This is a genomic window from Bradyrhizobium symbiodeficiens (genome assembly GCF_002266465.3).
Lineage (GTDB): Bacteria > Pseudomonadota > Alphaproteobacteria > Rhizobiales > Xanthobacteraceae > Bradyrhizobium > Bradyrhizobium symbiodeficiens.
The window spans coordinates 6,359,697-6,372,111 of record NZ_CP029427.2 but is presented as its reverse complement, the minus strand read 5'-3'; the positions used below and the strand labels follow the sequence as shown (position 1 = coordinate 6,372,111).

At 64.0% G+C, this 12,415-nt stretch carries 11 protein-coding genes; 4 read left to right on the top strand and 7 right to left on the bottom strand.

Annotated elements, in window-relative coordinates; translation table 11 throughout:
- Positions 1-127 precede the first annotated feature (127 nt).
- Positions 128-1,297, top strand: coding sequence for a 4-hydroxybenzoate 3-monooxygenase (gene pobA, locus CIT39_RS30005; RefSeq protein ID WP_094976678.1), 1,170 nt, complete (start codon positions 128-130; stop codon positions 1,295-1,297).
- A gap of 237 nt (positions 1,298-1,534) precedes the next feature.
- Positions 1,535-1,954, top strand: a complete 420-nt coding sequence (locus CIT39_RS30000; RefSeq protein ID WP_094976679.1) for a PaaI family thioesterase — start codon at positions 1,535-1,537, stop codon at positions 1,952-1,954.
- Positions 1,955-2,000: 46 nt separating this feature from the next.
- On the opposite strand, the gene CIT39_RS29995 is transcribed toward CIT39_RS30000, so the two are convergent.
- A complete protein-coding gene (locus CIT39_RS29995; RefSeq protein WP_094976680.1) occupies positions 2,001-2,885 on the bottom strand; it encodes a LysR family transcriptional regulator in 885 nt (294 codons plus the stop codon).
- Positions 2,886-3,005: 120 nt separating this feature from the next.
- Here CIT39_RS29995 and CIT39_RS29990 point away from each other — a divergent pair, with 120 nt between their 5' ends.
- Complete coding sequence (locus tag CIT39_RS29990) at positions 3,006-3,626, top strand: pyridoxamine 5'-phosphate oxidase family protein (RefSeq protein ID WP_094976681.1); 621 nt, start codon at positions 3,006-3,008, stop codon at positions 3,624-3,626.
- Positions 3,627-3,671: 45 nt separating this feature from the next.
- On the opposite strand, the gene CIT39_RS29985 is transcribed toward CIT39_RS29990, so the two are convergent.
- The 3 genes from CIT39_RS29985 to CIT39_RS29975 are packed head-to-tail and all read right to left on the bottom strand — an operon-like array spanning position 3,672 to position 7,218.
- Positions 3,672-4,403, bottom strand: coding sequence for an ABC transporter ATP-binding protein (locus CIT39_RS29985; protein WP_094976682.1), 732 nt, complete (start codon positions 4,401-4,403; stop codon positions 3,672-3,674).
- On the bottom strand, positions 4,400-6,169 hold the full coding sequence (locus CIT39_RS29980; RefSeq protein ID WP_094976683.1) for a branched-chain amino acid ABC transporter ATP-binding protein/permease: 1,770 nt from the start codon (positions 6,167-6,169) through the stop codon (positions 4,400-4,402). The genes CIT39_RS29985 and CIT39_RS29980 overlap by 4 nt, the downstream gene beginning before the upstream one ends.
- A gap of 8 nt (positions 6,170-6,177) precedes the next feature.
- Complete coding sequence (locus CIT39_RS29975) at positions 6,178-7,218, bottom strand: branched-chain amino acid ABC transporter permease (protein ID WP_162308756.1); 1,041 nt, start codon at positions 7,216-7,218, stop codon at positions 6,178-6,180.
- Positions 7,219-7,394: 176 nt separating this feature from the next.
- Here CIT39_RS29975 and CIT39_RS29970 point away from each other — a divergent pair, with 176 nt between their 5' ends.
- Positions 7,395-7,928: a MarR family winged helix-turn-helix transcriptional regulator gene (locus CIT39_RS29970; protein ID WP_094976684.1), complete on the top strand. Its 534-nt coding sequence runs from the start codon at positions 7,395-7,397 to the stop codon at positions 7,926-7,928.
- A 121-nt stretch (positions 7,929-8,049) separates the two neighbouring features.
- Here the strand turns inward: CIT39_RS29970 and CIT39_RS29965 are convergent, their stop codons facing one another.
- The 3 genes from CIT39_RS29965 to CIT39_RS29955 form a co-directional block, all read right to left on the bottom strand.
- The gene (locus CIT39_RS29965; RefSeq protein ID WP_094976685.1) at positions 8,050-9,333 is read right to left on the bottom strand and encodes a glycerate kinase type-2 family protein; all 1,284 of its coding nucleotides are present in this window, start codon (positions 9,331-9,333) and stop codon (positions 8,050-8,052) included.
- 193 nt (positions 9,334-9,526) lie between these two features.
- Entirely contained in the window at positions 9,527-10,756 is a 1,230-nt protein-coding gene (locus CIT39_RS29960) for an ABC transporter substrate-binding protein (protein WP_094977067.1), read from the bottom strand.
- 174 nt (positions 10,757-10,930) lie between these two features.
- Positions 10,931-12,160: an ABC transporter substrate-binding protein gene (locus CIT39_RS29955; protein WP_094976686.1), complete on the bottom strand. Its 1,230-nt coding sequence runs from the start codon at positions 12,158-12,160 to the stop codon at positions 10,931-10,933.
- Between the last annotated feature and the right edge of the window lie 255 nt (positions 12,161-12,415).

The following is a 12,415-nucleotide window of genomic DNA, read 5'->3' as shown; positions in this document are numbered from 1 at the left end:
ATTTGTCGCCGTTCGCGGCGACCGGCACTCCCCTTTTGCCCAACCGTTATATGATATAATTATCCTGCACAGAGCAATGCGACAAGCGGGCTGCGACGAAAGCCTAAGGGATCGGGAGGAGCAAGTATTGCGGACAAAAGTCGCAATTATCGGGGCGGGACCGGCAGGATTGTTGCTGGGGCAACTGCTGCACGCTTACGGCATCGAGAATGTCATCCTGGAGCGGCAGAGCCCGGATTACGTGCTCGGCCGGATCCGCGCCGGCCTTCTGGAAGAGGGAACCGTCGGGCTGCTCGACCGGATCGGCGCCGGCGCGCGGGCGCATGCCGAGGGTCTGGTGCATGAAGGCATCGAGCTCGCCTTCTCCGGCCGCCGTCACCGCATCGACATGAAGGGTGCGACCGGCAAGACGGTCATGATCTACGGCCAGACCGAGGTCACGCTCGATTTGATGAATGCGCGGAAAGCTGCGGGTCTTACTTCGGTCTACGAGGCCAGGGACGTGCAGCCGCACGATTTCGACGGCAGTCACCCGCGCGTAACCTGGGTGAAGGACGGCGTCACCCACACGCTGGATTGCGATTTCATCGCCGGTTGCGACGGTTTTCACGGCGTCAGCCGCGCCAGCGTGCCCGTAACGGCGATCGAAGAGTTCGAGCGGATCTATCCGTTCGGCTGGCTCGGCATTCTGTCGGAGACGCCGCCGGTCAGCCATGAGCTGATCTACTCCAACCACGCCCGCGGCTTTGCGCTTTGCACCATGCGCTCGACGAAGCGCAGCCGCTATTATGTGCAGTGTTCGCTCGACGATCATGTCGACCAATGGCCGGACGACCGTTTCTGGGACGAATTGAAGCGCAGGCTCGACCAGGAGGCGGCCGACAGCCTCGTCACGGGCCCCTCGATCGAGAAGAGCATCGCGCCCCTGCGCAGCTTCGTCGCCGAGCCGATGCGCTTCGGCCGGATGTTCCTGTGCGGCGATGCCGCCCACATCGTGCCGCCGACCGGCGCCAAGGGCCTGAACCTCGCCGCCAGCGACGCGCATTATTTATCGAGCGCGCTGCGCGAATTCTACGACGAGAAATCCGGCGCCGGCCTCGATGCCTATTCCGCTACGGCGCTCGCGCGGGTCTGGAAGGCCGTGCGCTTCTCCTGGTGGATGACCTCGATGCTGCACAAATTCCCCGACAACGGCACCATCGGTGCCCGCATCCAGCTCGCCGAGCTCGATTACGTCACGCAGTCGCAGGCCGCGATGACGTCGCTGTCGGAGAATTACGTGGGATTGCCGTTTTAGGGCACGTCGCTGCCAGTAGTCGTAGGGTGGGCAAAGCGAAGCGTGCCCACGAAATTCTATGTCGTCGCGGAACGATGGTGGGCACGGCGCAATGCGCCTTTGCCCACCCTACCGCTGCGCATCGCGACGGCCGAGCCCGTTTCAAACACCCGCGCAAATCCCGTTTAAAACTTTGTAGGCGGTGAATCCGTCATCCACATCGCGTTCAATGGTGGCGACCAGCAACGCGAGATCGCCATGACCAACACCGACATTCCCGCCGGCTTCGAGCCGCATTTCCGCAAGGCTCCGCTCACCGATCCCTGGGAGCCGCTCTACTCCAGTAAGACCGACAAGGCTGTGATCATCGGCCTGCGCCTGGCAACACCGCACACCAATGCGCGGGGATTGATCCATGGCGGTCTGATCGCGGCGCTGGCCGATGCGGCCATGGGCTACAGCTGCGCGCAGGCGACGGGCTGGACGACGTCGTTCGTCACGATCTCGCTCTCGGTCGACTACGTTGGCTTCGCCGAGATCGGCCAGTGGCTCGCGATCGAGGGCGAGGCGATCAAGACCGGCAGCACGATCTGCTTCGCGCAGTGCCTGGCGAAGGCCGACGATGCCGTGATCGCGCGGGCCAGCGGGACGTTTCGCGTGGTGCCGAAGAAGCAATGAAGGTCTCGTGCCCCGGACGGGGTGCGGCGCGTCCGGGACACGGGCCTCACCCGAACCTCCACTCCGCCGTTTCCACCACGAGATCGACGAACGCGCGCACCTTGGCCGAGAGCAGGCGCGAGGTCGGGTAGATGATGTGGATCGGCAGTGCCGGCTGCTCGTATTTCGCCAGCACGATCTTCAGCCGTCCGCGCTTCAGCCCCTCGGCGGCTTGATAGGCCAGCACGCGCGTCACGCCGCCGCCGGCCTCGGCGTATTGCAGGGCGGCGTCGGCGCTGTTGCTGATGAAGCGGGGCGATGGCGTGACCTCGATGTCGCGGCCGTCCTGCACGAAGTGCCAGCCGGCGGTTGGGCCGAACTGGATGGTCTGGTGTTGGAGCAAAGCTTCCGGCGTCTTCGGCTCGCCGTGGCGCTTCAGATAACCCGGCGTCGCCACCACGATCCGCCGCATCTCGCCGACCTGGCGCGCTACCAGCGTGGAATCGGCGAGATGACCGATCCGCACCGCGACATCGACGGCGTCCTCCACGAGATTGACGAGATGGTCGGACAGGCGCAATTCCGCGCCGACCTCGGGATAGCGTTTGAGATAGGCCGTCATGACCGGCCCGACATGCAGCCGGCCGAAGCCGACCGGCGCCGAGACCACCAACCGTCCGCTCGGCCGGTTGCGCTCCTCCCGCGCGGAGCCGTCGGCCTCCTCGACATCGGCGAGGATCCGCCGCGCGCGCTCCAGGTAGCGCGTGCCCACGTCAGTCAATCTCACCTGCCGGGTGGTCCGCTGCAACAGCCGGGCGCCGAGATGCTCCTCCAGCGCCGCGATCAGCCGCGTCACGGCCGAGGGTGACAGGTGCAGCTTGCGCGCCGCCGGTGCGAAGCCGCTGAGATCGGCTACGGTGACGAAGACGTGCATGGCTTCGAGGCGGTCCATCTCATTATTGCATATATCGCAATGATGAAGTGTCAAGCAGGTAGATTGTTTTGATCGGCGGAAGGTCCATGTTGGGAGGCGAAAGACGCAGCAATGCGCCGGAATTCAGGAGATGTTCCGATGACGACGGCAGTCCACACTTATGCAAGCGACGTTGCCTTCACCCCCGCGGTGAAGGCGATCCAGGCGCGCAAGGGTTCGCGCGAGGCTTATGGCCGCGTCGAGCAGCGCGGCTGGCGCACCGAGGTCGATGAAAACCTCGAGGCCTTTCTCACGGACGCGAACAGCTTTTACTTCGCCACCGCATCGGCCGATGGCCAGCCCTATATCCAGCACCGTGGCGGCCCGAAGGGCTTCCTAAAGATACTGGATAAGCAGACACTCGCCTTTGCCGACTATGCCGGCAATCAGCAGTTTATCACCCAGGGCAATCTCTCGGAGAATCCAAAGGCCTATATCTTCGTGATGGACTACGCCCATCGCCGCCGGGTGAAGCTCTGGGGCGAGGCGCGCGTTGTCGAGGACGACGAGGCGCTGACAGCGTCGATGATGCCGAAGGGCTACCGCGCTCGGCCCGAGCAGGTGATCCTGTTCAAGATCGAAGCCTGGGACACCAACTGCCCGCAGCACATTCCGCAGAAATTCGACGCAGGCGATGTCGCCGCGGCGCTGGCGGCGAGGGATGCGAGGATTGCGGAGCTGGAGGCAGAGGTGGCGGCGTTGAAGGGAGAGGCGAGCTGAGCGGTTTCTTCGCCTCTTCCCGCCTGCGGGACGAGGAAGAAAAACCTAGATCACACTCTCGCCTTCATGATGGAAGCCGAGATAGCTGGCTGCCACCCGCTCGTTCGCCGCGATGTCGCTGGCCTTGCCGCTGAGCACGAACTCGCCGAGCTCCATCACGTAAGCCTGGTCCGCGATCTTCAGCGCGGCCTGCGCATTCTGCTCGACCAGCAGCACGGAGACGCCGCTGGCGCGCAGCTCGGTGACGATGCGGAAGATGTCGGCGACGATGATCGGCGCAAGCCCGAGGCTCGGCTCGTCCAGCATCAGCAGCTTCGGTTCGCCCATCAGCGCGCGACCCATCGCGAGCATCTGCTGCTCGCCGCCGGAGAGCGTGCCGGCGAGCTGCTTTCGGCGTTCCTTCAGTCGCGGAAACAGCGTGTAGACGCGCTCCATCGATGCTTTCGCCTTGCGCTTCTCGATGCGGAAGGCGCCGAGCTCCAGATTGTCCTCGACATTCATGGTCACGAACAATTCGCGGTGCTCAGGCACCAAGCCGAGCCCCATCGCGACGCGGTCCTCGATGTCGAGCCGGGCGAGATCCTGCCCCGCAAAGGTGACGCGGCCTTTCAGCGGCAGGATGCCGATGATAGCCGACAGCAGCGTGGTCTTGCCGGCGCCGTTGGCGCCGACGATGGTGACGATCTGGTTCTGGCCGACCTCGAGCGAGACCGAGCGTACCGCCTCGACCTTGCCATAGGCGACATGTGCGTCGGTGACGGACAACAGCGCGCTCATGCCGCCACTCCGAGATAGGCCTTGATCACTTCGGGATTGGTCTTGATCGTGGCGGGCGTGCCTTCGGCGATCTTGGTGCCGAAATCGAGCACCACGATGCGGTCGGCGAGGTTCATCACGAAGCCCATGTCGTGCTCGACCAGGAGCACGCTCATGCCGCCGTCGCGCAAGTCGCGCAGCAGCTTGGCGAGCTGCTGCTTCTCCATGTGGCGCAGGCCGGCGGCCGGTTCGTCGAGCAGCAGCAGCATCGGATCGACGCAGAGCGCCCGGGCGATCTCGACGATGCGCTGCTGGCCGAGCGAAAGGCTGCCTGCGAGCTGATGCATCTGGTCGACAAGGCCGACGCGCTCGATCTGGCGGGCTGCCTCGGCGAGCAATCTGGCCTCGTCGGCACGGTCGAGCCGCAGCATCGAGGCGATCGGCCCGGAATGACCGCGCAGATGCGCGCCGATCGCGACGTTCTCCAGCACGGTCATGTCAGGGACCAGTTTCACATGCTGGAAGGTCCTGCTGATGCCGAGCTTGACGATCTCCTGCGGCGGCGCCTTGTCGACCTTCCTGCCGAGCACCGAGACCGAACCTGACGTGGCCGACAGCACGCCGGTGATCAGGTTGAAGGTCGTGCTCTTGCCGGCGCCGTTCGGGCCGATCAGCGCGACGATCTCGCGGGCCTGGACGTCGAAGGAGACGTTGTTGACCGCGACCACGCCGCCGAACTGTTTTCGCGCCTTGTCGACCTGGAGCAGGATGCCGGACTGGCCGGGCGCGCGGGGTCGCTGCTCGAGCTTCAGCGAGGTGTCCGGCTTCTTGCCACTGGTCCGCTCCGGCAGGAACGACATCAGCCACGGCCAGAGGCCGCCGGGTGCAAGTTGCAGCAGTGCCACCAGCATGATGCCGAATACGATGGTCTCGACCTGCCCGGAGCCGGGCAGGATCAGCGGAAGATAGCTCTGCAGCACCTCCTTCAGCACCACGACGATCGCAGCGCCGAGCACGCCGCCCCAGACATAGCCGGCGCCGCCGACCACCGCGATGAAGAGATATTCGATACCGGCCTGCGCGCCGAACGGCGTCGGGTTCACGGCGCGCTGGAGATGCGCGTAGAGCCAGCCCGAGAGACCGGCGAGCACGGCGGCATGGATGAACACCAGCAGTTTGGCGCGTGGCGTGTGCACGCCGAATGCCTCCGCCGCGACATGGCCGCGCCGGAGCGCACGGATGGCGCGGCCGGTGCGGGAATCCAGCAGGTTCATGGTCAGCAGGGCCGAGACGATCACCGCGATCCAGATCGCGTAATAGATCGAACCGGGCGAGAGCATCTTGAACGTGCCGATCGACAGCGGCGGAATCGCCGAGATGCCGTCGTTACGGCCTAGGAATTCCAGCTTGCTGAAGAGATAGAACAGGCCGAGCCCCCAGGCGAGCGTGCCGAGCGGCAGATAGTGGCCGGAGAGGCGGACGGTGATCAGCCCGAGCAGCACCGCCAGCGATCCGCTGACCACAAGCGACAGCGGCAGCGTCAGCCAGGGCGACAGGCCGTAGGCCGTCGACAGCACCGCGGTGGTGTAGGCGCCGAAGCCGACGAAGGCCGCCTGTCCGAACGAGGTCAGGCCGCCGACGCCGGTCAGCAGCACGAGGCCCATCGCGACGAGGGCCGCAAGCCCGATATTGTCGAGCAGCACGATCCAGAACGGCGGCATGCCCGGGACGAACGGAATCGCGGCCATGACGAGTGCGAAGACGATGATGGGAAAGCGGCTCTGCATCTTAAGCCTCAGTCCTTCTCTTCTTCGACGGCGGGCGCGGCGAGCGAACGCAGCAGCAGCACGGGGATCAGCAGCATGAAAACGATCACCTCCTTGTAGTTGGAGGCATAGAAGGACGAGAACGCCTCGACGAGGCCGACGACCAGCGCCGCGACGGCGGTGAGAGGATAGCTGACGAGGCCGCCGATGATCGCGGCGACGAAGCCCTTCAGGCCGATCAGGAAGCCTGAGTCATAGTAGAGCGTCGTGATCGGCACGATCATGATGCCCGACAACGCGCCGATGACGGATGCCAGCAGAAAGGCGATCTGCCCCGACAGCGTGGTGCGGATGCCGACGAGCCGCGCTCCCAACCGGTTCACGGCGGTCGCGCGCAGCGCCTTGCCGTAGAGCGTCAGGCCGAAGAACAGCCAGAGGCCGACGATGAAGGCGATGGTGATGCCGTAGACGGTGAGGCTCTGGCCGGTGAAGCGCAGCGAGCCTGCGGTGAATGCGCCGGACAGCACCGCAGGTCCGCGCTGGCCTTCGGCGCCGAAGAACAGCAGGCCGAGGCCCTGCAGCGCCAGATGGACCCCCACGGATGCGATCAGCAGCACCAGCACGGAGGTGTGTGCCAGCGGCTGGAATGCGACGCGATAGAGATAGAGGCCGATCATCGCCACGATCACCAGCGACAGCGCGATCGAGACCGCGACCGGCGGCTTCTGGGCGGCGAAGTACACCGTCAGCGCCAGCACGATGGCCGGCAGCACGATATTGGTGAGGGCGCTGCGGACGATCAGGCGGCCATGCAGCGCCTTGCGCGCGACGAACAGGTCGAAAGCGAAGGCGCCGATGCCGAGCGCCAGCGCGAGCTTGGCCGTACCCGGCATCTGGCCTGCGGCCAGCGAAGCGTAGGTCAGCGCGCCATAAGTGACGAATTCGCCCTGGGGGATGAGGATGACGCGGGTGACGGCGAACACCAGCACCAGCGCCAGGCCGAGTAGCGCATAGATCGCGCCATTGGTGATGCCGTCCTGCACCAGGAACAGCATGATGGTGGTATTCAAGACCGGACGCTCCCCCTTAAGATAACGGACCGGTCCCCCCGATTGCGGTGGACGGTCAGCTCACAGCCATTGAAAAACGCTGACGATATTTGATATGGTCCATAACAATTATCAAATATAACATCAAGGGCGGGAACGATCCCTCCCGAATTTAGCGGGATTACGAGCACGAGGCGATGACCGTTTCCAAAGCCGCCGAAAAGTCCTCCGAAAAGCTTGCCGACGCGGCCAAGGGCCGCAAGGACGCGGCCGAGCTGCAAGGTCAGGGGGCCGGCGAAGCGCTCCAGCTCGGCGAGCTCTCGGAACAGCTCGGCTATGTGCTGAAGCGGGCGCAGCTCAAGGTGTTCGAGAACTTCCTGCGCTGCATGGCCTCGCTCCAGCTCACGCCGGCGCAATTTTCCGTGCTGCTGCTGGTCGAGAAGAACCCGGGCCGTAACCAGACCGAGATCGCCTCCACTCTCGGTATCCTCAGGCCGAACTTCGTCGCCATGCTCGACAATCTCGAGAGCCGCGACCTTTGCGCACGGATCCGTTCCACCAACGACCGCCGCTCGCACATCCTGGTGCTGACCGACAAGGGCAAGGCGGTGCTGGCCCGTGCCAAGAAGCTCGTCGCCACCAAGCACGAGGCCCGCCTGAACGAGCTGCTCGGGCAGGCCAACCGCGAAGCCCTCATCGCGATGCTCGCGAAGGTCGCGAGCGACTTCTGAGGGCGTGCACCCTATCCACCGTCATGCCCGGGCTTGTCCCGGGCATCCACGTTCTTGGTGCCCTGAAGAAGTCGTGGATGGCCGGGACAAGCCCGGCCATGACGGAGAAGACACCCCGGCCTCAGTCCACCAGGATCACCCTGATGTCGTTCACGTTGGTCAGCGTCGGTCCCGGCAGCAGCAAGTCGCCTGTTGCCTCGAAGAACGTCGTGGCGTCGTTGTTGTCCAGGTACGCCTGCGGCTGGAGCCCCTGCGCCTTCATCTTTGCGAATGTCGTCGCATCGATCAGCGCGCCGGCGGGGTCGGTGGGATGGCCGGCGCCGCCGTCGGCGCCGTCGGTGTCGCCCGCCAACGCCGAAACATCAGGTGTGTCCTGCAGCAGGGCGGCCAGCGCCAGCGCGTATTCCTGGTTCGGTCCGCCGCGCCCCTGGCCGCGCACGGTGACCGTGAGCTCGCCGCCGGAAAGGATCGCGAGGCGCTTGCCTTGCGCGCGCGCTTGCAGCGCCAGCCTGGCGTGATCGGCGGCGACCTCGCGCGCCTCGCCTTCGAGATCGGCGCCGAGGTCGATGGTCTCGTAACCGGAGGCGCGCGCGAGCTTCACCGCGGCGTCGAGCGACTGCTTCGGCCGTGCAATCAATTCGAAATGCGCGCGGGCGAAGGCGGCATCGCCGGGCTTGCAGCTCTCGTTGGCGGGATCGTCGAGCGCGCGGCGCACGGCATCGTCGATGTCGAGCTTGTATTTCGCGACGATGGCGCGCGCATCGGCCAGCGTGGTCGGATCAGGCACGGTGGGACCGGAGGCGATCGCGGAAGGATCGTCATGCGGCACGTCCGAGATCGCGAGCGTCACGATCTCGGCGGCATTCCTGCCGGCACGTGCGAGGCGGCCGCCCTTGATCCGCGACAGATGTTTGCGCACGACGTTCATCTCGCCGATCGGCGCGCCCGAGCGGAGCAGCGCCTTGTTGACCGCCTGCTTCTGCGCAAAGCTGATGCCCTCGCTGGGGGCGATCCAGTTCGCCGAGCCGCCGCCCGTGAGCAGCACCAGCAGCAGATCGTCAGGGCCGGCTTCGCCCGCGAGCGCGAGCGTATCGGCGGCGCCCTTGAGGCCAGCTTCATCCGGCACGGGATGACCGGCCTCGACCACGCCGATGCGGCGCGTCGGCACGCCGTAGCCGTGGCGCGTGGTGGCGATGCCGACCATGCGTTCCGGTGCGAGCTGCAGCGTGTCGAGATAGTGCCGTTCGGCCGCCGCGGCCATGGCGGCTGCGCCCTTGCCGGCGGCCAGGCAAATCACGCGTCCCTTGGGCGCCGGCCGCAAGTGCGGCGCCAGCACCACATTGGGATGAGCGGAGGCAACGGCGGCGTCGTACAGCGCGCGGAGCAGGGGACGGCGATCGGTCATCACGATGGCTTTCGGCAGACGGAAGAAATCGGCGGCCTTTGCCGCTTCACCTGCCTACCGCATCGGGCGCCAAAGCGTAAGCCGGCTTTGCCGTCATTCGATTGTGCAATCGCGTGATCACAATCGGCAGGCAAGCAAAAGCCCCCTGCGACGGTCTCGCAGGGGGCCTTTTCCTCGTCGTGTGCTTCAGATGCTAGCCGCCGGCTTGAGCGTTGATCACGTCGCCGAACAGCTCCCATCGCTCGCCCTTGAAGCGCTGAAGCTGCAGCGAGCTGATCGGCGCGAAGTCGGTCGCCGACGTGTTGATCTTGATGCCGGGCAGCAGCACCTCGGTGCGGAAGTCCTTCAGGCTGGCGGCCTGCTTCATGACGTTCGCGCGCGTGAGGTCGTCGCCGCAGTTCTTGAGCACCTGGACCAGTGTCTGCGCCACGCCGTACCCGACGATCGTGCCGCCATCGGTCTTGTCGCCTTCGGGGAAGTATTTCGCCATGAAGTCGAGGAAGCCCTTCATGCCGGCGTCGTTCGCCCATTGGGTGTCCGTGGTGTCCTTCAAATAGGCCGCCGAGATGACGCCTTGCGCGTTTTCGAAGCCTGCCGGCTTGATCACGCTTCCGACCGACGCCGAGACGTTGTTGAGGAAGTGGGTGGGCTTCCAGCCGATCTCGGCATTCTTCTTGATGGCCTGCGCGGCAAATTTAGGCGTGGTGATGTTGACGAAGACGTCGGCGCCCGTCGCCTTCAGCTTGACGATGTGGTTGTCGATCGTCGGCTCCGAGGTCTCGTAGCTTTCCTCGGCGATGATCATGCTCGCGGCTTTCGATCCGAGGCCGTCCTTCAGGCCCTTGAGATAGTCCTTGCCGTAGTCGTCGTTCTGAAACAGTACGGCGATCTTGGCGTTCGGCATCTCTTTCAGAATGTATTTCGCGTAGATCTGCGTTTCGCTCTGGTAGTTGGGCTGCCAGCCCATGGTCCATGGGAAGTCCTTCGGATCGTTCCACTTGGTGGCGCCCGTGGCGACGAACAGCTGCGGCACCTTCTTGGAGTTCATGTATTTGTGGATCGCCGAGTTCGGCGGCGTGCCGAGCGAGTTGAAGATCAACAGCACCTCGTCGCTCTCGACCAGCTTGCGCGCCTGCTCGACGGTCTTGGGCGGCGAATAGCCGTCGTCGTAGGAGATGAAGTTGATCTTGCGGCCGTTGATGCCGCCCTCCTCGTTGATCTTCTTGAAATAGGCGGCTTCGGTCCGCCCGATGATGCCGTAGGCGGAGGCCGGTCCGCTGTAAGGCATGATGTTGCCGATCTTGATCTCGGTATCGGTCGCACCGGTATCGTATTTCTTCTGGGCCGACGCGGTGGAGGTCGTGGCCGCAATGAGCGCAAGCGCCAGTGACGCAACCGCAAATTTGCCGGTGACAGCAGGCATTCCATTCTCCCTATTTTTCTTGGTGTGTGCGTCCTTTTTCTTGGCCTGATTGTTTTTGGCGACGCGCCCGCAATTGAATACGATTTGCCCGAAAGCTTCAAGGAAAAGCCCCCGCGGCATGGCCGCGGGGGCTGCGTCTTTAGTCGGTGGCTGGATCCTGGGCGACTGGCAAGGTCAGCCGCCGACGTCGCCGCTCAGGATCTCGCCAAATCGCTCCCAATGCTCGCCCTTGAATCGGATCAATTGAACCTGGGAAATGGGTGCGAAGTCGCTGGCCGACGTGTTGACCTTGATGCCGGGCAGCAGGCCCGCCGGCTCGTAGTCCCTGATGTTGGCGGCCTGCTTCATGATGTTCTCGCGGGTCAAATTGTCGCCGCAAGCCTTGAGCACGTGCACGAGACCCTGGCTCACGATGTAGGCGTACATCACCGAGGCGTCGGCGCGGTTCGCTTCCGGATAGTACTTATCCAGGAATTCGTTCCACGCGATCATCGCCGGGTCAGTCTTCCATTGGGCATCGGTGGGGTCCTTGAAATATTGCGACGAGATGATGCCCTGCGCGTTCTCGAAGCCGGCCGGCTTGATCACGCTGCCGATCGAGCCGGAGACGTTGTTGAGGAAATGCAGCGGCTTCCAGCCGAGCTCGCCGTTCTTCTTGATCGCCTGTGCCGCAAATTTCGGCGTGGTGATGTTCATGAAGACGTCGGCGCCCGAGGCTTTCAGTCTCACGATATGCGAGTCGATGGTCGGCTCGGAGACCTCATAGCTGTCCTCGATGACGATCATCGAGGCCGCCTTGGCGCCAAGCCCATCCTTGAAGCCCTTCAGGTAGTCCTTGCCGTAATCGTCGTTCTGATAGAGCACCGCGATCTTTGCGTCCGGCTTGTTCTTCAAGATATACTTCGCATAGATGATGGTTTCGCTCTGGTAATTAGGTTGCCAGCCCATCGTCCAGGGAAACTCCTTCGGATCGTTCCACTTCGTGGCACCGGTGGCGACGAACAGCTGCGGCACCTTCTTCGAATTCATGTATTTCTGAATTGCGGAGTTGGGCGGCGTACCGAGCGAATTGAAGATCAGCAGCACCTCGTCGCTCTCGACCAGCTTGCGCGCCTGTTCGACCGTCTTCGGCGGCGAGTAGGCATCGTCATAGCTGATGAAGTTGATCTTGCGGCCGTTGATGCCGCCTTCGGCGTTGATCTTGCGGAAATAGGCTTCTTCCGTCTTGCCGATCACGCCATAGGCGGACGCAGGTCCGCTGTAGGGCATGATGTTGCCGATCTTGATTTCGCCGTCGGAGGCGCCGGTGTCGTATTTTTTCTGCGCGAACGCCGTCGTGGACAGGACGGCAGCCAGCGCGAGGGCAGCCGAGAAGGCGCCCAACCGCACATGCATTGCAGGCATCTTGATCTCCCTGGGTGGATTTGAATGTGTCGTATTCTTGATTGGGAGCGATCGTTGCGCGCCGCTCCGACACACATTGAATACCCTTCCCGGGCGGCCAGCAAGCAGAACGCCTCGCGGGCGCTGTCGCAGCGAGGCGCTCTTTTGTCGAGAGGATGCGGAATATTCCGGCGCGCGAGATGAAATTCGTCTGCACTCGGCCACGCAGAAATTGTCTTGCGAGGTTCGGCTATTTTGAGTTGCGTGTTTGCGCGG

Coding starts and splice junctions, on each gene's coding strand:
- CIT39_RS30000 (WP_094976679.1), top strand. CDS start 1,535: ATGACCAACACCGACATTCCCGCCGGCTTCGAGCCGCATTTCCGCAAG.
- CIT39_RS29995 (WP_094976680.1), bottom strand. CDS start 2,885: ATGGACCGCCTCGAAGCCATGCACGTCTTCGTCACCGTAGCCGATCTC.
- CIT39_RS29990 (WP_094976681.1), top strand. CDS start 3,006: ATGACGACGGCAGTCCACACTTATGCAAGCGACGTTGCCTTCACCCCC.
- CIT39_RS29985 (WP_094976682.1), bottom strand. CDS start 4,403: ATGAGCGCGCTGTTGTCCGTCACCGACGCACATGTCGCCTATGGCAAG.
- CIT39_RS29980 (WP_094976683.1), bottom strand. CDS start 6,169: ATGCAGAGCCGCTTTCCCATCATCGTCTTCGCACTCGTCATGGCCGCG.
- CIT39_RS29970 (WP_094976684.1), top strand. CDS start 7,395: ATGACCGTTTCCAAAGCCGCCGAAAAGTCCTCCGAAAAGCTTGCCGAC.
- CIT39_RS29965 (WP_094976685.1), bottom strand. CDS start 9,333: ATGACCGATCGCCGTCCCCTGCTCCGCGCGCTGTACGACGCCGCCGTT.
- CIT39_RS29960 (WP_094977067.1), bottom strand. CDS start 10,756: ATGCCTGCTGTCACCGGCAAATTTGCGGTTGCGTCACTGGCGCTTGCG.
- CIT39_RS29955 (WP_094976686.1), bottom strand. CDS start 12,160: ATGCCTGCAATGCATGTGCGGTTGGGCGCCTTCTCGGCTGCCCTCGCG.